Genomic DNA, 17,657 nt, shown 5'->3' with positions numbered 1-17,657 from the left:
CCTCAAACGCCCTAAGGTTTCGAAAGTCTTGTTTTCATTAGCAGGGGAGCGAACCAGCTGACCAATTGGGTCAACACGAAGGCGCCGAATACAGCCAGCGGCGCCAATGGCTTCACACCTGCAAAGGTCAGTGCGAACAGCACTGCCGTCAAAATCAGTTTCCCTGCTTCACCGGCATAGAAAGACCGGACGATAGCCTGGGCTGCTCGGGCGCCGGAAAACCGAAAGGCCCTGTGAGCAAAATACATATTGGGCAGCAAGGCTATCAGGCCTCCGCAGAGTCCTGAATATCCGGCTACGACTCCATGCCAGTACCAAAGCGCCAATGCGGCGATCAGCAAAACGACAAATTGAGCCAATAAAACCGGAAAAACGGCCAAGCGATGGAACGGCAACGTGTTTGGCGTGCGGGTTTCCATCACTCTTGCTCCTCAATGGTCGGCTGCCGGAAATTAATAACTTGGCATAATTTGTGCCGACAAAATGCGCGCAGAGTATAGGGGCGGTTCAGCCCCTATTCAACTGTCGGGTAGTGTTTTCCGATCGCGCGCTACATAAGCAAATGTTTCAGCGGATGTGGGCAAGGACGCCCTGAAGCTCATCGAGGGAGTTATATCCGATGACCAGTTGCCCTTTGCCCTTCTTGCCATGGCGAATTTGCACCGCCGAGCCCAGCCGCTCGGCCAGGCGCTGCTCAAGGCGCGCGATATCCGGATCAGGTTTGGCCGCTTCGACCGGTGCAGGTTTGCCGCTGAGCCACTGGCGAACCAGCGCCTCGGTCTGACGAACGGTGAGGCCGCGTGCGACAACGTGTCGCGCCCCTTCAACCTGTTGATTTTCCGGCAATCCGAGCAAAGCACGAGCGTGGCCCATTTCCAGGTCGCCATGGGACAACATGGTCTTGATGACTTCCGGCAACGCGATCAGGCGCAGCAAGTTGGAAACGGTGACGCGGGATTTACCCACCGCCTCGGCCACTTGTTGCTGGGTCAGCTGGAATTCCTGCTGCAAACGCTGCAAGGCAATCGCTTCTTCGATCGGGTTGAGATCTTCACGCTGGATGTTTTCGATCAACGCCATCGCGATGGCGGTTTCATCCGGCACATCGCGCACCATCGCCGGGATGGTGTCCTTGCCGGCCTGCTGGCTGGCACGCCAGCGACGTTCGCCCGCGATGATTTCAAAACGGCCACCACCAATGGGGCGTACCACGATGGGCTGCATCACGCCCTGTGTCTTGATCGAGTTGGCCAGTTCCTCCAGCGCCTGGGGGTCCATGTCCCGACGTGGCTGGTACTTACCGCGCTGGATCAGGTCCAGCGGCAGGTGTTGCAGCTCGCGCTCATCGGCCTGCACCGCTTGTTCTTCAAGCGATGTGACGGTCGGACCACTCAACAGTGCATCCAGTCCACGTCCGAGACCTCGTTTCTTGACGGCCATGGGGATTCCTTAAGTTGGCTGAGCTGCAGCGGTACGTGAGTTGCGGCGCTGACGGCGAACCATCTCGCCGGCCAATGCCAGGTAGGCAATGGCACCACGTGAGGATTTGTCATACGCCAGCGCGGGCATGCCATAGCTTGGCGCTTCGGCCAAACGGATGTTGCGCGGGATCACGGTGTCGTACAACTGATCGCCGAAGTGTTCCTTGAGCTGCGCCGACACGTCGTTCATCAGGCTCAGGCGTGGGTCGAACATCGTCCGCAGCAGACCTTCGATCTGCAGGTTCGGGTTCAACAACTCGGCGATACGCTTGATGTTATCCACAAGGTCGCTCAACCCTTCCAGTGCGTAATACTCGCACTGCATGGGGATAATCACCCCGTCGGCGGCCACCAGCGCGTTCAACGTCAACATCGACAGCGACGGCGGGCAGTCGATCAAAATGTAGTCGTAGTTTTCGCGAATCGGCGCCAGTGCGCTGCGCAGACGGCTTTCTTTCATCTGCATTTCCAGCAGCACCACTTCCGCCGCGGTCAAATCGCGGTTGGCCGGCAGCAGTTGATAACCGCCGTGCTCGGAAAAGTGCATGGCCTGGGTCAGGTCGCACTCACCAATCAGCAAGTCGTAGACCGAGTTTTCCAGGCCATGTTTATCCACACCGCTACCCATGGTGGCGTTGCCCTGTGGATCAAGATCGATCAACAGCACCCGACGCTTGGTAGCGACCAGGGATGCTGCGAGGTTGATGCAGGTGGTGGTTTTGCCCACGCCACCTTTCTGGTTCGCTATCGCGAATACCTTAGCCATTCTTGCTTGTGTTCCCAATCATGCCGTGCGGCGCAGTATCAGCAGATGGCGTTGGCCTTGGCAACCAGGTACGGCCAAGGCGTGTTCGCTATCGAGGTGGAAGTCTGCCGGCAATGCTAACAGCTCGTCGCTTGGATGAACGCCCTTCATTGCCAGCCAGCGCGTATCGCGGTCGCCCAGGTGGCGGGTCCAGTTGCTGAAGTTCTCCATGCTACTGAACGCCCGGGAGACGATACCGTTGAATGGCTGTTCAGGTGTGAAGGCTTCGACACGGCTGTGGATAACTTGCAGGTTATCCAATTTGAGTTCGAGTTTGACCTGGGTCAGGAAGCGGGTTTTCTTGCCATTGCTGTCCAGGCACGTCACTTGCGACTCTGGAAACAGGATGGCCAGCGGAATACCGGGCATGCCACCGCCGCTGCCGACGTCGAGCCAGCGACCGTTTTCGATAAACGGCATCACGCTCAAGCTGTCGAGCAGGTGGCGGGAGACCATTTCATCGGGATCACGCACAGCCGTCAGGTTGTAAGCCTTGTTCCATTTGATCAACAGGGCCAGGTAGCCCAGCAGCAACTCATGCTGGGCGGCGGTCAGGTCGACGCCCAACTGGCGTGCACCTGTGGATAACTCTTCGGCGTGTTGTACGGTGACCAACGAACTCAAGCGCTTTGCTCCAACTGACGGCCCGCGCCGCGTTTTTTCAAATGAATCATCAACAGCGAAATCGCTGCCGGAGTGACACCGGGAATACGTGAAGCCTGGCCCAGGGTCTCCGGACGCGTTATCCCCAGCTTGCTTTGAATTTCTTTCGACAGACCGGAAATCCCGGTGTAGTCGATATCCACAGGCAGCTTGGTGTCTTCACTGGCGCGCAAGCGGGCGATCTCATCCTGCTGGCGGTCAATATACCCGGCGTATTTGGTCTTGATTTCGACCTGCTCGGCCACTTGTGGATCTTCTGCACCTTGTCCGGTCACTTCGACCAAGCCAGCGTAGTCGATTTCCGGCCGGGACAGCAGGTTCAGCAAGTTGTACTCGTGGGTCAGCGGCGTGCCGAATTTTTCTGCAATCGCATCGCCTTGCTCGGTGCCTGGGCGGACCCAGGTGCTTTTCAAACGCTGCTCTTCCAGCGCGATGCTCTCGCGTTTTTTGCAGAATGCCGCCCAACGCACGTCATCGACCAAGCCCAGCTCGCGACCTTTCTCGGTCAGGCGCAGGTCGGCGTTGTCTTCGCGCAGGATCAGGCGATATTCCGCCCGGGAAGTGAACATCCGGTAGGGCTCCTGAGTACCCAGGGTAATCAGGTCATCCACCAATACGCCGATGTACGCTTCATCGCGACGCGGGCACCAGCTGTCTTTGCCTTGTGCACGCAGTGCTGCGTTGGTCCCGGCCAGCAAACCCTGGGCGCCGGCTTCTTCGTAGCCGGTGGTGCCGTTGATTTGCCCGGCGAAGAACAAGCCGCCGATGACTTTGGTTTCCAGGCTGTACTTCAAATCACGCGGGTCGAAGTAGTCGTACTCGATGGCGTAGCCCGGCCGCACGATGTGGGCGTTTTCCATGCCGCGAATCGACTGCACGATCTGGATTTGCACGTCGAACGGCAACGAAGTGGAAATCCCGTTCGGGTACAGCTCGTGAGTGGTCAAACCTTCCGGTTCGATAAAGACCTGGTGGCTTTCCTTGTCGGCAAAGCGGTGGATCTTGTCTTCAATCGATGGGCAATAACGCGGGCCGATGCCTTCGATCACGCCGGAATACATCGGTGAACGATCGAGGTTTGCGGCAATGATTTCGTGGGTACGCGCATTGGTGTGGGTAATCCAGCAACTGACCTGTTTCGGGTGCAGCTCTTTGGACCCCATGAACGACATCACTGGGATTGGCGTATCACCGGCTTGTTCGGTCATCACCGAAAAATCCACAGAACGCCCGTCGATACGTGGCGGGGTTCCGGTTTTCAGGCGGCCGACACGCAGCGGCAATTCACGCAGGCGTTTTGCCAGGGCGATCGAGGGTGGGTCACCCGCACGACCACCGGAATAGTTTTGCATTCCGATGTGGATAAGTCCGCCGAGGAAGGTACCGGTGGTCAACACCACGGATTCTGCGAAGAAACGCAGGCCCATTTGAGTGACAACACCGCGTACCTGGTCCTGTTCAACGATCAGGTCATCTGCTGCCTGTTGAAATATCCACAGGTTCGGCTGGTTTTCCAGGGTTTCACGCACCGCCGCCTTGTACAGGATACGGTCAGCTTGTGCCCGCGTAGCACGCACGGCCGGGCCTTTGCGGCTGTTGAGCACGCGAAATTGAATGCCACCTTTATCAGTAGCCATCGCCATCACGCCGCCAAGGGCGTCGATTTCTTTGACCAGATGGCTTTTACCGATCCCACCAATGGCGGGGTTGCAACTCATGGCACCGAGGGTTTCCACGTTATGCGTCAACAACAGGGTTTTTACACCCATGCGTGCTGACGCCAGTGCTGCCTCGGTACCGGCATGACCGCCGCCGATGACGATCACTTCAAAACGGGAAGGGAAATCCACCACGCACCTCGTGCCTGCTTATGTAGGTAATTAGGAATTGATTGGTTGAGCTGGTTTTAGAGCTTTGCCGGCAAGTATAGGGACTTAGCCCTTCCTAAAGAACCCTTTGCACAAAATTTAACCAGCTGTGGATGAGTCACGAGCAAAAGAAATTAAAAAGAAAGAAATTTATAAGATCTTTGTTTTTATGTTTATTTCTACTGAGGTACCTTTCTGTGGATAAACCTCTGTATCCCTTTATTTATGGGGTGTACAGCGATTCAAAAGGTTGTGGTCATGTGCCAATGAGCCCCTTGGATAACTGCTTTAAGCCTGTGGATTAAATGCATCGTTATCCACAGAGGGGTTTTTAATCAGGTTTCAGGTCTTGTTATCAACCGGGCACAAGGGCAGTTATTCACAGGGCTTAACTCACAGAAAAGTACCGATATGCTCAAGTTTCGAGCACGGCAGAGCTCCCCCGGATCCTTCGATGCGGGGAGTAACGCTTCAGATAGCGGGCTATTGTGAGAAGTCAGCGGCGCAGTTAATAATAGCGATTATCATTAACCTGTGTTGTCGTGCCTAATGTCCCTTCCTCCACACACGGTTTCAGTCCAGCACATCTATGAGCAGCACCATTCCTGGTTGCAGGGTTGGCTCAAGGCTAGATTGCATAACGCCTGCGATGCAGCCGACGTCGCACACGATACGTTCGTGCGTATTCTGGGCGGCCGGAACGCCGCGCAAATCCTGGAACCCAGGGATTATCTGGCGACCATTGCCAGGGGGTTGGTGATTGATCGATATCGCCGGCATGCCGTGGAACAGGCCTATCGGCAGACCATGGCCGAGCGCCCGGAAGCCACCGCGATTAGCGAGGAGGATCGGGCAATCATCATTGAAACGTTGGTGGCTGTGGATAAAGCCCTGTCGGGGCTGGGTGAACGGGCTCGGCGGATTTTCATGCTTTCACAGATAGAAGGCCTGACTTATCAACAGATTGCCGATCAATTGCAGGTGTCGCTGACCACCGTTAAAAAACACATGGTCCGCGCCCTGACTGAATGCACTCTGATCATGGCAGGCCTGTAATGGTCGCCCCTGATCGCAAGACCTTCGAAGCCGCGGCTACCTGGTATGTGCAATTTCAATCCCAACCGCCCACCGCCGCCGAGCGCCAGGCCTGGCAGCAATGGCTTGACCACGATCCCTCCCACCAGCTCGCCTGGAGTCAGATGGAGCAGTTGCAACGCAGCCTTGGCACCCTGCCGCAGGATTTTACTCGGCGTGCTTTATCCATAACGCACCAAAGGCGGCAGGTGCTCAAGTGGATGCTGGCACTGGGCGGCACGGGTTATCTGGGTTGGAACGTCCAGCAACACACGTCGATGGGGAATGTGTGGGCCGATTACCGCACACGGGTGGGCGAGCACCGCCGCGTCGAACTGGCCGATGGCACTCGGATAGACCTGAATACCCGCACAGCCATCGATGTGGTGTTTGATGGGCGCCAGCGTTTGATCCGCCTGCGCGAAGGTGAAGTACTTATCCATACTGGCAAGTCAGGCGGGCAAACACCGTTCTATGTAGAAACCCGCCAGGGCCGCGTACAGGCATTAGGTACCCGGTTCACGGTACGCCAGTTGCCGGACTCCACCCGGGTCGGAGTTCTGGAAGACCGCGTGAGTTTGTCGCCTGGGGATAAACCGGATCAGGCTCGCTTGCTCGTAGCCGGGGAAAGCGCGGACTTCAATCGACAGGCCGTGGAGACCAACCAGCCCTATCAGGGAACCCAGGCTGCCTGGGTCGATGGGCAAGTCATCGTACTGGATACCCGGCTTGGCGATCTGCTCGAAGATTTGGCGCGCTATCGACCCGGCGTTCTGCAGTGCGATCAGGCCTCGGCACGACTGCGGGTTTCCGGGACTTTTCGACTGGACTCCACCGATGCCGTGCTGTCCAACCTGCAAGCGACCTTGCCGATTCAGGTGAAATACTTCACACGCTATTGGGTTTCGGTAAAGCGCGTCGCTTGATCAAAAAAATAATCCACAAGAGGGTTATCTTTTTTTGACCTGGCACGGCCCTAAGGATAATCACGACGCTACCTTCAGGGCTTATCCGCTAATGCGCCTTCCTACTACGCTTCGCCAACGACTCTCCTGCCATGGCATGACCTATGGTCTGCTGCTCACCACCGTCACTGCAGCCACCATGCTATCCGGTGGTGCCATGGCTGCCAGTTCGGTTCAACACTACGCCATTGCTGCCGGCTCCCTGGACACTGCTCTGAGCCAGTTTGCCGCGAGGGCGAATGTGATTCTGTCCTTCTCGCCTCAGCAAACTGCGGGCCTTACGACGTCAGGCCTTGAGGGCGACTATTCGGTGGAACAGGGTTTTGCGCTATTGCTGCAGAATTCTCAGTTGCAAGCGGCAGCCCAGGGTCCGGGAAGCTATGTACTGCAAGCGGCGCCCTCCGGCCAACTCACCCTCGCCCCGACTACGGTGAGCACTTATCAACAGAATGGGTTCAATCAGGACATCGCCCGGGACGTGGGTTACAAGGCGCAAAACAGCCGTATCGGCACCAAGACCAGTACACCCCTGTCGGAAACCCCGCGTTCCGTCTCGGTGGTCACGGGCCAGCGCATCAAAGACCAGAAGTCACAGACGCTGACTGAAGTGCTGGGCTACGTCCCGGGTATCTTCGCGCCGCCCTTTGCGGCCGGCGATAGCTTGGCCGGTGACCTGTTCTTCATTCGCGGTTTCAACGCCACAGATTATGGCTACGGCTTGCTGCGAGACGGCCTGCGTGTACAGGGCAATCGGTACGACACTACCAGCGAGCCGTATGGCCTGGAGCGGGTTGAAGTTTTCCGCGGGCCTTCTTCACTGCTCTACGGCGAAAACGCGCCCGGTGGGTTGGTCAATCTGGTCAGCAAACACCCGACCGCCACTCCGCAAGGCGAAGTGCAACTGGGCTATGGCTCCAACAATCGGCGCCAATTGGGTGTGGATATCTCCGGGCCACTCAATGACAGCGACAATATCCTCGGCCGCGTTGTGTTGCTCGGCCGCAAATCCGACACCCAGACCGACCACGTGCCAGATGATCGCCTCTACCTGGCGCCGTCCCTGACCCTGAACTTCGATGACTACAACACCCTGACGCTGTTGGCTAACTATCAGAAGGACCACACCAACCTGGAACTCGGCCTGCCCGCCGCCGGCACGTTACTGAAAAATCCCAACGGCAAGCTCTCCAAGCACACCATGCTCGGCGATCCGGACTGGAACACCTTTGAACGCGAAGCCTGGAGTACCGGTTACGAATTCAGCCACAGCTTCAATGACGATTGGCAGTTCCGTCAGAATTCGCGCTACATGCAGTCACGCATCAATCGCCATGAGACCTGGCCTGGTGCCTTGAATAACGGTGGTTTCGGCACACAATTGAACATGACCGCCTACGATCGCTACAACAAGTCGATGGTCTATTCCCTGGATAACCAGCTCGAAGGCAAATTCCAGGTGGGCGGGCTGGAAAATACCGTGCTGTTCGGTGCCAGCTACGACCGCACCTCCTTCAATCAGGACTGGGACGCGGGATTTGCCGGCACCATCAATGTGTACAACCCGGTGTACCTGCGCGATCCGCTCACCCCAATCGCAGTGCAGAACACTTTGCTCGAACAGCGGATGAAAGGGGTTTATGCACAGCTCCAAAGCAAGTACGACCATTGGCTGTTACTGCTCGGTGGCAGACAGGACTGGGTCGACAGCGATTTCCGCGACAAGGTGAACAAGGCCAGTAATACCAGCTCCGAAGACCGCAAGTTCACCTATCAGGGTGGCGTGATGTATCAGTTCGACAACGGTCTTACGCCGTATGTCAGCTATTCCACCGCGTTCGTACCGGTGCAGCAGATCTCCAACGCGGGCTCCCCGCTGAAACCGATCACCAGCAGCCAATATGAAGCGGGTGTGAAGTACGAGCCGATCGGCTGGGATACCGCGATGACCCTGTCGGTGTATGACCTGCGCAAACAGGACGACACTTACCTGGATGCCACCACCAATAGCTACCGCCAGGTGGGTGAAAGCCGGGCCAAGGGCGTAGAGGTGGAGGTCAACAGCAATATCACGCCCAATCTGAATGTGACGGCGGCTTACACCTACACTGACGCACGGATCACCAAGGATTCGGCAACATCGCTGGTGGAAGGTCATCAGATGACCGGCGTCCCACGTAACCAGGCGTCGGTGTGGGGCAAATATCGCTTCTTCGATGGCCAACTCAAGGGCCTGTCCCTGGGCGGCGGCGTGCGTTATTTCGACAGCACTTTTTCCTACACGGCACCTACGCTCTACGGGAAATTGGACGCGGGAAGTGTGACGTTGGTAGATGCATCCGTCGGCTATCAGATCGATAAGAACTGGTCGGTGGATCTGAATGCCAAGAACCTGTTCGACAAGGAATATGTGTCTGGTTGCAACGATGCAGGGCGTTGCTACTGGGGCGACAGCCGTACCTTGCTGGGTACGGTGTCCTACAACTGGTGACGGTGTGGATAACTCGGTTATTTGCCGATACAGAAGCTGGAGAAGATTCGCCCGAGTAAATCATCGGAGCTGAACGCGCCGGTGATTTCGCCCAACAGCTGCTGCGCCTGGCGCAAGTCCTCGGCCAGCAGTTCGCCCGCACCCGCCAAAGTCAGCTGAGCACGGCCGTGTTCCAACGCTGAGCTGGCATGGCGCAGTGCCTCCAAGTGCCTGCGGCGCGCACTGAAGCTGCTTTCCGAGGTCTGTTCGTAGCCCATGCAGGCCTTGAGGTGCTCGCGCAGCAGTTCCAGGCCATCCCCTGCCGACTTGGCGCTCAGGCTGAGCGTGACGTGGCCATCCTCGCTGGTTTCCATGGTAATCGCTTCGCCGGTCAAGTCGGCCTTGTTGCGGATCAAGGTGACTTTGCTCGGGTCGGGCCGTTGCTCAAGGAATTCCGGCCAGAGCGCAAAAGGATCCACAGCCTCCGGTGCCGTGGCATCGACGACCAGCAGTACCCGGTCCGCTTCACCGATAGCCTTGAGCGCCCGTTCCACGCCGATTTTTTCGACCTGATCGTCGGTATCACGCAACCCTGCCGTGTCGACCACATGCAGGGGCATGCCATCGATGTGGATATGTTCGCGCAAGATATCCCGCGTGGTGCCGGCGATCTCCGTGACGATAGCCGCCTCTCTACCTGCCAAGGCGTTGAGCAAGCTGGATTTGCCAGCATTGGGGCGGCCAGCGATCACAACGGTCATGCCATCGCGCAGCAAGGCCCCCTGCCCGGCTTCACGCAGCACTGTGGATAATTCATCACGAACCTTATCCAGCATCGCCAAGACATGGCCATCGGCGAGGAAGTCGATTTCTTCCTCCGGAAAATCAATCGCCGCCTCGACATAAATGCGCAAGCTGATCAGTTGCTCGGTCAAGTTATGCACACGCAGGGAAAAGGCGCCCTGCAACGAGCGCAGAGCATTGCGCGCGGCCTGTGCAGAACTGGCCTCGATCAGGTCGGCAATCGCTTCAGCCTGGGCCAGGTCAAGCTTGTCGTTGAGGAATGCCCGCTCACTGAACTCGCCTGGGCGTGCCAACCGGCAGCCCAGTTGCAGGCAGCGCTGCAGCAACATATCAAGGACCACCGGGCCACCGTGCCCCTGCAGTTCCAGCACGTCTTCACCTGTGAAGGAATTGGGGCCCGGAAAATACAGGGCCAAACCTTCGTCCAGCACGGCTTCATCGGCATCCAGAAACGGACCGTAATGAGCAAAACGCGGCTTCAGCTCTCGACCACTGATTGCCCGCGCCGCCACACCCGCAAGCGGCCCGGAAATTCGAACGATGCCGACACCACCGCGACCTTGAGCGGTAGCGACAGCAGCGATGGTTTCACGAGGAGCGCTCATCATCAGGTTCCAGAACAAAAGTGACGGAAAGCAAAACGCCCCACTAGGGGGCGTCTTGAGTGGTTATCCACAGAGTAAGTTACGCCGCGGCTTTTTTGGTAGCCGCTTCGATCTTACGAGTGATGTACCACTGTTGGGAGATCGACAACACGTTGTTGACTACCCAGTACAGGACCAGGCCAGCTGGGAACCACAGGAAGAAGAAGGTGAAGATGATTGGCATCATTTTCATTACCTTGGCCTGCATCGGGTCCGGTGGAGCCGGGTTCAGACGCTGCTGGATGAACATGGTCGCGCCCATGATGATCGGCAGGATAAAGAACGGGTCTTTGATCGACAGGTCAGTTATCCACAGCATGAACGGAGCCTGGCGCATTTCCACGCTTTCCAGGAGAACCCAGTACAGCGACAGGAACACCGGCATCTGTACCAGAATCGGCAAGCATCCACCCAACGGGTTGATCTTCTCTTTCTTGTACAACTCCATCATGGCCTGCGACATTTTCTGCCGGTCATCACCATGCTGTTCTTTCAACGCGGCCAGTTTCGGCGCCACGGCACGCATGCGCGCCATCGACTTGTAGCTGGCGGCCGACAGAGGGAAGAAAAGCCCTTTGATCAGCATGGTCAGGAAGATGATCGACCAGCCCCAGTTACCGACGATGCTGTGGATATGTTGCAGCAGCCAGAAGATCGGCTGGGCAATGAACCACAGGAAGCCGTAATCCACAGTCAGTTCCAGACCTGGGGACAACTCTTTCAACACTGCCTGGCTTTTTGGGCCGGCATACAGAGTAGCGCTGGTTTCAGCCTTGGCACCTGGCGCGACGGTCAACGACGGGCCAGTGAAACCGATGATGTAGTTGCCTTGGCTGTCTTTGCGGGTTTGAACCAGGTTGGCTTCACCCTTGTTCGGGATCCATGCGGTCACGAAGTAGTGTTGCAACCACGCAACCCAACCGCCTTGGACGGTTTCTTTCAGAGCGCCCTTGTCGATATCTTTCATCGACACTTTTTTGTACGGCTCGCTACTTGTCCACAGGGCGGCGCCCAGGTAAGTCGCGGTGCCGGTGGCGGTGCTGGAAGAAGGATCGGCGCTGTTGTCACGCTTGAGCTGGGCAAACAGGTTGCCGTTCCAGGGTTTGTCGCTTTCGTTGTCGATCAGGTAAGTGACCTTCAAGTCGTACAAACCGCGGGTGAAGCTGAAACGCTTGATGTAATTGACGCCGTCGAGGCTGAACTTCAGGTCGACGTTCAACTGGTTCTGGCCATCAGCCAGTTGATAATTCTTTTGTTCGGTCGAATAAACCGGACGACCGGTAGCACGTGCATCCGGGCCGTTGGGGCCAGTCAGGCCACTTTGTGCCAGATAAATACGCTCGCCACCGTTATCGAACAGTTGGAACGGAACATCCGGGTGGTCTTGACGACGTGGATACAGCGGCAGTTTCAACTGCGCGATGTCACCGCCTTGTGGATCGATAGCCAGGTCGAGCACATCCGTTTTTACGTGGATGAGGTCTTTATTGGTGACCACCGGCGTTTCTACAGGGGTGCTGGTATCGGCATTCGCGCTGGGTACATCGGCACTGGCGGAAGCATTGTTACCCAGCGGGGTGTCCGGAATAGCCGGCGCAGCCTGATTGGTAGCAACATTCTGAGTCGGCAGGGCAGCTTGACCATAGTCCTGGTTCCACTTAAGAACCATAACGTAGGACACGATTGCCAGGGCGACGATCAGGATCGTGCGTTTAATATCCATGATTACTCGGCCATCGAAGAAGAACGGGAGGTAGGGATAGGCGGAACCGGGTCATAACCACCGGGATTCCACGGATGACAGCGACCTAAACGACGAAAGGTCAGCCAGCCACCGCGCAGAAGACCATGATTTTCTATGGCCTCTAACGCGTAGCAGGAACAACTGGGGTAGAAACGACAGTGGTTGGCCATCAGAGGACTAATGGCATAGCGATAAAACTGGATCGGAACGAGGGCCAGTTTACGCATCAAGGCTGTCTACCCCTACAGTTTCGGTGCTGACTGCTGGTGCTGGCTTGTGGGTACGCGCCAAACGTTTCCAGAGCTTGCCGAAATGCTGAATCAATTCGGGGTTTTCTACGTCCCCCAAGCCTTTACGCGCGACGATAACAATATCCCAACCAACCAGAGTGTCCTGGTGGAGGCGAAACGATTCGCGCATCAGACGCTTGAGGCGATTGCGCTCAACGGAGAGCTTTACGCTCTTCTTGCCGATCACCAACCCGAGACGGGGGTGATCCAGATCGTTGTTACGCGCAAGGAGCAGGAGATTTTTCCCCGGAACCTTGCCGGTGGGGGAGTCAAAGACTGCCTTGAAATGCCGGGGAGTTAGCAGACGCTTTTCCCGACTGAAGTCCTGACTCACCACCAGTGCCGGATTATCAAACTGCCAGACGCGCGCGACCTTTGGCGCGACGACGCGACAGGACGGCACGACCGTTCTTGGTGGCCATGCGGGCACGGAAGCCGTGGGTACGGGCGCGTTTGATGGTGCTGGGTTGGAAAGTACGTTTCATGGCGTTGTTACCTGGTTCGTCCACAACGGGCCGGAATGGCCCCCGTTTTAAGAGACCGGCGATTCTAGAGAAAGCAAGCCTCTAGGTCAATTTCCAACCAGCTTTTCCTTTAATTAGATCTCTATAAAGGCAAAGCGCCCTTTTCTGCCTTCTCGCTTTCATGTCGAGTGTCATAGATATAAAAATAGAGAAGGAAGTTATTTAAAGCTTTTCTGTAAAGCTTATAAAAGCTAGGCAGCCCTTCATCTGTGGATAACTACCTTTAGGCCTTATTTCACGGGCTGTACAGAGAATGACAACACGGGGGAGAAACGGTGCTCTGCCTGTGCTGCGCTATCGGATAAGCTGTGGGTGGAACAGCTAGTTATCCACAGGCCAGTTACCCACAGACTTTCACCCCCACTTTTGCAACGAGCTCAGGCAGGTTTATCCACAGAGCTTATGCACAGACCATTGGTCGCCTTTTTTGCGGTTAACGCATTGATTTTGGGTGCCCTGTGGGCAACCTACATGTGGATAAGTGAGCGGCCGACCGCTACAATGGCGGCTGTTTTTGCCTCACCGGCTTTCAACTTAGGGGATATCCGTGTCAGTGGAACTTTGGCAGCAGTGCGTGGAGCTATTGCGCGATGAGCTGCCTGCCCAGCAATTCAACACCTGGATCCGTCCGCTACAGGTCGAAGCCGAAGGCGACGAGTTGCGTGTCTACGCGCCGAATCGTTTTGTTCTCGACTGGGTCAATGAGAAGTACCTGAGCCGCGTTCTCGAATTGCTCGACGAACATGGCAACGGCCTTGCACCTGCGCTTTCCTTATTAATAGGCAGCAAACGCAGCTCGGCACCGCGCGCGGCGCCGAACGCACCGTTGGCCGCTGCCGCGTCGCAGGCCCAGGTTGCACCGGTTGTTGCTACGCCAAGCCCGACGCCGGCGCCGGCCAAATCGTCCGCGCAAAAAGATGTTTCGGAAAATGAAGAGCCGTCTCGCGACAGCTTCGACCCAATGGCCGGTGCGAGTTCGCAGCAGGCCCCGGTCCGCGCCGAACAGCGCACCGTGCAGGTCGAAGGTGCGCTCAAGCACACCAGTTACCTGAACCGTACCTTTACCTTTGAGAATTTCGTCGAAGGTAAATCCAACCAACTGGCTCGTGCAGCGGCCTGGCAGGTCGCCGATAACCCCAAGCATGGTTACAACCCACTCTTCCTTTATGGTGGCGTTGGTTTGGGTAAGACTCACTTGATGCACGCTGTGGGTAACCACCTATTAAAGAAGAACCCGAACGCCAAGGTCGTGTACCTGCATTCGGAGCGTTTCGTGGCTGACATGGTCAAGGCCCTTCAGCTCAATGCAATCAACGAGTTCAAGCGTTTCTACCGTTCGGTGGATGCCTTGCTGATCGATGACATTCAATTCTTCGCGCGCAAAGAACGTTCTCAGGAAGAGTTTTTCCATACCTTCAATGCCCTGCTCGAAGGCGGCCAGCAGGTCATCTTGACCAGTGACCGTTATCCGAAGGAAATCGAGGGCCTCGAAGAACGCCTGAAGTCCCGCTTCGGCTGGGGCCTGACCGTTGCGGTCGAGCCGCCGGAGCTGGAAACCCGGGTAGCGATCCTGATGAAAAAGGCCGACCAGGCCAAGGTCGAACTGCCGCACGATGCTGCATTCTTTATTGCCCAGCGCATCCGCTCCAACGTGCGTGAGCTGGAAGGTGCGCTCAAGCGGGTTATCGCACACTCGCATTTCATGGGGCGCGATATCACCATCGAGCTGATTCGCGAATCCCTCAAAGACTTGTTGGCACTGCAAGACAAGCTGGTGAGTGTGGATAACATCCAGCGCACTGTTGCCGAGTACTACAAGATCAAGATTTCCGACCTGCTGTCCAAGCGCCGCTCGCGCTCGGTGGCTCGTCCCCGTCAGGTTGCCATGGCCCTCTCCAAGGAGCTGACCAACCACAGCCTGCCGGAAATCGGTGATGTATTTGGCGGTCGTGACCACACCACGGTCTTGCACGCGTGCCGCAAAATCAACGAACTTAAGGAATCCGACGCGGATATTCGCGAGGACTACAAGAACCTGCTGCGTACACTGACAACGTGATGACACCAGCGCAGCTTATTAAGGCAAGGGACTAGACCATGCATTTCACCATTCAACGCGAAGCCCTGTTGAAACCCCTGCAACTGGTCGCGGGCGTCGTCGAGCGCCGACAGACCTTGCCGGTGCTTTCCAACGTATTGCTGGTAGTCGAAGGCCAGCAATTGTCCCTGACCGGTACCGACCTTGAAGTCGAGCTGGTCGGTCGTGTGCAGTTGGAAGAGCCCGCCGAGCCTGGCGAGATCACAGTGCCGGCGCGCAAGCTGATGGATATCTGCAAGAGCCTGCCGAACGACGCCCTGATCGACATCAAGGTGGATGAGGGCAAGTTGGTCGTCAAGGCCGGCCGCAGCCGCTTCACCCTGTCTACTTTGCCGGCCAATGATTTCCCGACTGTAGAAGAGGGTCCTGGCTCGCTGACGTGCAGCCTGGAACAGAGCAAGCTGCGTCGGTTGATCGAGCGTACCAGCTTCGCCATGGCGCAGCAGGACGTGCGTTACTACCTCAACGGCATGTTGTTGGAAGTGTCGGAAGGCATCATCCGTGCTGTCGCCACGGACGGGCACCGCTTGGCAATGTGCTCGATGAAGGCCGACATCGGCCAGCCGGATCGTCACCAGGTGATCGTCCCGCGTAAAGGTATCCTTGAACTGGCACGCCTGCTGACTGAGCCCGATGGTAACGTCAGCATTGTCCTGGGTCAGCACCACATTCGCGCAACCACCGGCGAGTTCACCTTCACTTCCAAGCTGGTTGACGGCAAATTCCCGGATTACGAGCGCGTACTGCCTAAAGGTGGTGACAAGCTGGTACTCGGCGATCGTCAGGCGTTGCGTGAAGCCTTCAGCCGTACTGCGATCCTGTCCAACGAAAAGTACCGTGGTATCCGTCTGCAACTGGCTAACGGTCAGCTGAAGATCCAGGCCAACAACCCGGAGCAGGAAGAAGCGGAAGAAGAAGTGGGCGTCGACTACAACGGCGGCTCGCTGGAGATCGGCTTCAACGTGAGCTACCTGCTGGACGTATTGGGTGTAATGACTACCGAACAGGTTCGCCTGATTCTGTCGGACTCCAACAGCAGCGCCCTGGTGCAAGAATCCGATAACGACGACTCGGCTTACGTTGTCATGCCGATGCGTCTGTAATTATGCTCAGCAGAAGCTAGATGTCCCTCAGTCGCGTCTCGGTCACCGCGGTGCGCAATCTGCACCCGGTGACCTTCTCCCCCTCCCCCCGCATCAACATCCTCCACGGCGCCAATGGCAGTGGCAAAACCAGCGTGCTGGAAGCCATTCATTTGCTGGGGCTCGCCCGTTCGTTTCGCAGTGCTCGGCTGTTACCCGTCATCCAGTACGAACAGTTGGCGTGCACGGTATTTGGTCAGGTTGAGCTGGCTGAAGGTGGACATAGCAGTCTGGGGATATCTCGGGATCGCAGTGGGGAGTTTCAAATTCGCATTGATGGGCAAAACGCTCGTAGTGCAGCGCAACTTGCAGAAATTCTGCCGTTGCAGTTGATCAACCCTGATAGCTTTCGCTTGCTGGAAGGCGCACCCAAAATACGCAGGCAATTCCTCGATTGGGGTGTGTTCCACGTGGAACCACGATTCATGGCCACTTGGCAGCGCCTGCAGAAGGCCCTGCGGCAGCGGAACTCGTGGCTGCGGCATGGTACACTTGACGCCGCTTCACAAGCGGCCTGGGACCGGGAACTGTGCCTGGCCAGCGACGAAATAGATGAATACCGCCGTGCTTATATCAAAGCCTTGAAACCAGTCTTTGAGCAGACCTTAAGAGAACTGTTGGATCTCGAAGGGCTGACGCTGAGCTACTACCGTGGCTGGGACAAAGAGCGTGAACTGAGTGCAGTGCTCGCCACGTCCCTGCAACGGGATCAGCAAATTGGCCATACACAGGCTGGCCCGCAACGTGCTGATTTGCGTCTCAGATTGGGCGCACACAACGCTGCGGATATCTTGTCGCGCGGCCAGCAGAAGTTGGTGGTGTGTGCTTTACGTATCGCCCAGGGTCACTTGGTTAGCCAGGCCCGGCGCGGTCAGTGTATTTATCTGGTGGATGACCTGCCGTCTGAACTCGATGAGCAGCACCGCCGTTCGCTATGCCGCTTGTTGGAAGACTTACGCTGCCAGGTGTTCATCACCTGTGTAGACCATGAATTATTGAGGGAAGGCTGGCAGACGGAAACGCCAGTCGCTTTGTTCCACGTGGAACAGGGCCGTATCACCCAGACCCACGACCATCGGGAGTGAAGG

At 56.9% G+C, this 17,657-nt stretch carries 16 protein-coding genes; 6 read left to right on the top strand and 10 right to left on the bottom strand.

The genetic code is table 11. The features are described from left to right. Positions 1-11 precede the first annotated feature (11 nt). The 5 genes from DK870_RS09745 to mnmG all read right to left on the bottom strand — a co-directional run bounded on the left by DK870_RS09745 (position 12) and on the right by mnmG (position 4,799). Positions 12-419 carry a F0F1 ATP synthase subunit I gene (locus DK870_RS09745; RefSeq protein WP_090367811.1) on the bottom strand — a complete coding sequence of 136 codons (408 nt, stop codon included), beginning with the start codon at positions 417-419 and terminating at the stop codon, positions 12-14. Between the two features lie 148 nt (positions 420-567). After that, positions 568-1,440 (bottom strand): ParB/RepB/Spo0J family partition protein, encoded by an 873-nt coding sequence (locus DK870_RS09740; protein ID WP_060756573.1) that lies wholly within the window; start codon positions 1,438-1,440, stop codon positions 568-570. 9 nt (positions 1,441-1,449) lie between these two features. Then, complete coding sequence (locus DK870_RS09735) at positions 1,450-2,247, bottom strand: ParA family protein (RefSeq protein WP_060756572.1); 798 nt, start codon at positions 2,245-2,247, stop codon at positions 1,450-1,452. 18 nt (positions 2,248-2,265) lie between these two features. Further along, positions 2,266-2,910, bottom strand: coding sequence for a 16S rRNA (guanine(527)-N(7))-methyltransferase RsmG (rsmG, locus tag DK870_RS09730; RefSeq protein ID WP_060756571.1), 645 nt, complete (start codon positions 2,908-2,910; stop codon positions 2,266-2,268). After that, positions 2,907-4,799 carry a tRNA uridine-5-carboxymethylaminomethyl(34) synthesis enzyme MnmG gene (mnmG, locus tag DK870_RS09725; protein ID WP_060756570.1) on the bottom strand — a complete coding sequence of 631 codons (1,893 nt, stop codon included), beginning with the start codon at positions 4,797-4,799 and terminating at the stop codon, positions 2,907-2,909. Before mnmG ends, rsmG begins: the two co-directional genes overlap by 4 nt. A 567-nt stretch (positions 4,800-5,366) precedes the next feature. On the opposite strand from mnmG, the gene DK870_RS09720 reads away from it, so the two are divergent. The 3 genes from DK870_RS09720 (at position 5,367) to DK870_RS09710 (ending at position 9,344) form a co-directional block, all read left to right on the top strand. After that, positions 5,367-5,873: a sigma-70 family RNA polymerase sigma factor gene (locus tag DK870_RS09720; RefSeq protein ID WP_161548528.1), complete on the top strand. Its 507-nt coding sequence runs from the start codon at positions 5,367-5,369 to the stop codon at positions 5,871-5,873. After that, on the top strand, positions 5,873-6,817 hold the full coding sequence (locus DK870_RS09715) for a FecR domain-containing protein (RefSeq protein WP_161548527.1): 945 nt from the start codon (positions 5,873-5,875) through the stop codon (positions 6,815-6,817). The genes DK870_RS09720 and DK870_RS09715 overlap by 1 nt, the downstream gene beginning before the upstream one ends. 91 nt (positions 6,818-6,908) lie before the next feature. Continuing rightward, positions 6,909-9,344 (top strand): TonB-dependent siderophore receptor, encoded by a 2,436-nt coding sequence (locus DK870_RS09710; protein WP_161548526.1) that lies wholly within the window; start codon positions 6,909-6,911, stop codon positions 9,342-9,344. A gap of 17 nt (positions 9,345-9,361) precedes the next feature. Here the strand turns inward: DK870_RS09710 and mnmE are convergent, their stop codons facing one another. The 5 genes from mnmE to rpmH all read right to left on the bottom strand — a co-directional run bounded on the left by mnmE (position 9,362) and on the right by rpmH (position 13,290). Further along, positions 9,362-10,732 carry a tRNA uridine-5-carboxymethylaminomethyl(34) synthesis GTPase MnmE gene (gene mnmE / locus DK870_RS09705; RefSeq protein ID WP_060756566.1) on the bottom strand — a complete coding sequence of 457 codons (1,371 nt, stop codon included), beginning with the start codon at positions 10,730-10,732 and terminating at the stop codon, positions 9,362-9,364. Between the two features lie 79 nt (positions 10,733-10,811). Next, on the bottom strand, positions 10,812-12,494 hold the full coding sequence (yidC, locus tag DK870_RS09700; RefSeq protein WP_060756565.1) for a membrane protein insertase YidC: 1,683 nt from the start codon (positions 12,492-12,494) through the stop codon (positions 10,812-10,814). A gap of 2 nt (positions 12,495-12,496) precedes the next feature. Beyond that, positions 12,497-12,742 carry a membrane protein insertion efficiency factor YidD gene (gene yidD / locus DK870_RS09695; RefSeq protein ID WP_003213574.1) on the bottom strand — a complete coding sequence of 82 codons (246 nt, stop codon included), beginning with the start codon at positions 12,740-12,742 and terminating at the stop codon, positions 12,497-12,499. Next, positions 12,735-13,142: a ribonuclease P protein component gene (gene rnpA / locus DK870_RS09690; RefSeq protein ID WP_020302575.1), complete on the bottom strand. Its 408-nt coding sequence runs from the start codon at positions 13,140-13,142 to the stop codon at positions 12,735-12,737. The genes yidD and rnpA overlap by 8 nt, the downstream gene beginning before the upstream one ends. A gap of 13 nt (positions 13,143-13,155) precedes the next feature. Continuing rightward, the gene (rpmH, locus tag DK870_RS09685; RefSeq protein ID WP_003213577.1) at positions 13,156-13,290 is read right to left on the bottom strand and encodes a 50S ribosomal protein L34; all 135 of its coding nucleotides are present in this window, start codon (positions 13,288-13,290) and stop codon (positions 13,156-13,158) included. 586 nt (positions 13,291-13,876) lie between these two features. Between rpmH and dnaA the strand changes: the two genes are divergently transcribed. Genes dnaA through recF form a run of 3 tightly spaced genes read left to right on the top strand, consistent with a single transcriptional unit; the run spans position 13,877 to position 17,654 of the window. Beyond that, on the top strand, positions 13,877-15,388 hold the full coding sequence (gene dnaA / locus DK870_RS09680; RefSeq protein ID WP_060756563.1) for a chromosomal replication initiator protein DnaA: 1,512 nt from the start codon (positions 13,877-13,879) through the stop codon (positions 15,386-15,388). A gap of 38 nt (positions 15,389-15,426) precedes the next feature. Beyond that, positions 15,427-16,530, top strand: a complete 1,104-nt coding sequence (dnaN, locus tag DK870_RS09675; RefSeq protein WP_060756562.1) for a DNA polymerase III subunit beta — start codon at positions 15,427-15,429, stop codon at positions 16,528-16,530. Positions 16,531-16,550: 20 nt separating this feature from the next. Next, positions 16,551-17,654, top strand: coding sequence for a DNA replication/repair protein RecF (gene recF, locus DK870_RS09670; RefSeq protein ID WP_060756561.1), 1,104 nt, complete (start codon positions 16,551-16,553; stop codon positions 17,652-17,654). Positions 17,655-17,657: the final 3 nt, after the last annotated feature.

The sequence above is a fragment of the Pseudomonas sp. Q1 genome (assembly GCF_009935975.1).
GTDB classification, from domain to species: Bacteria; Pseudomonadota; Gammaproteobacteria; order Pseudomonadales; family Pseudomonadaceae; genus Aquipseudomonas; species Aquipseudomonas palleroniana.
Note: the sequence above shows the minus strand (reverse complement) of the source record. Positions and strands in the feature narration are given on the sequence as shown.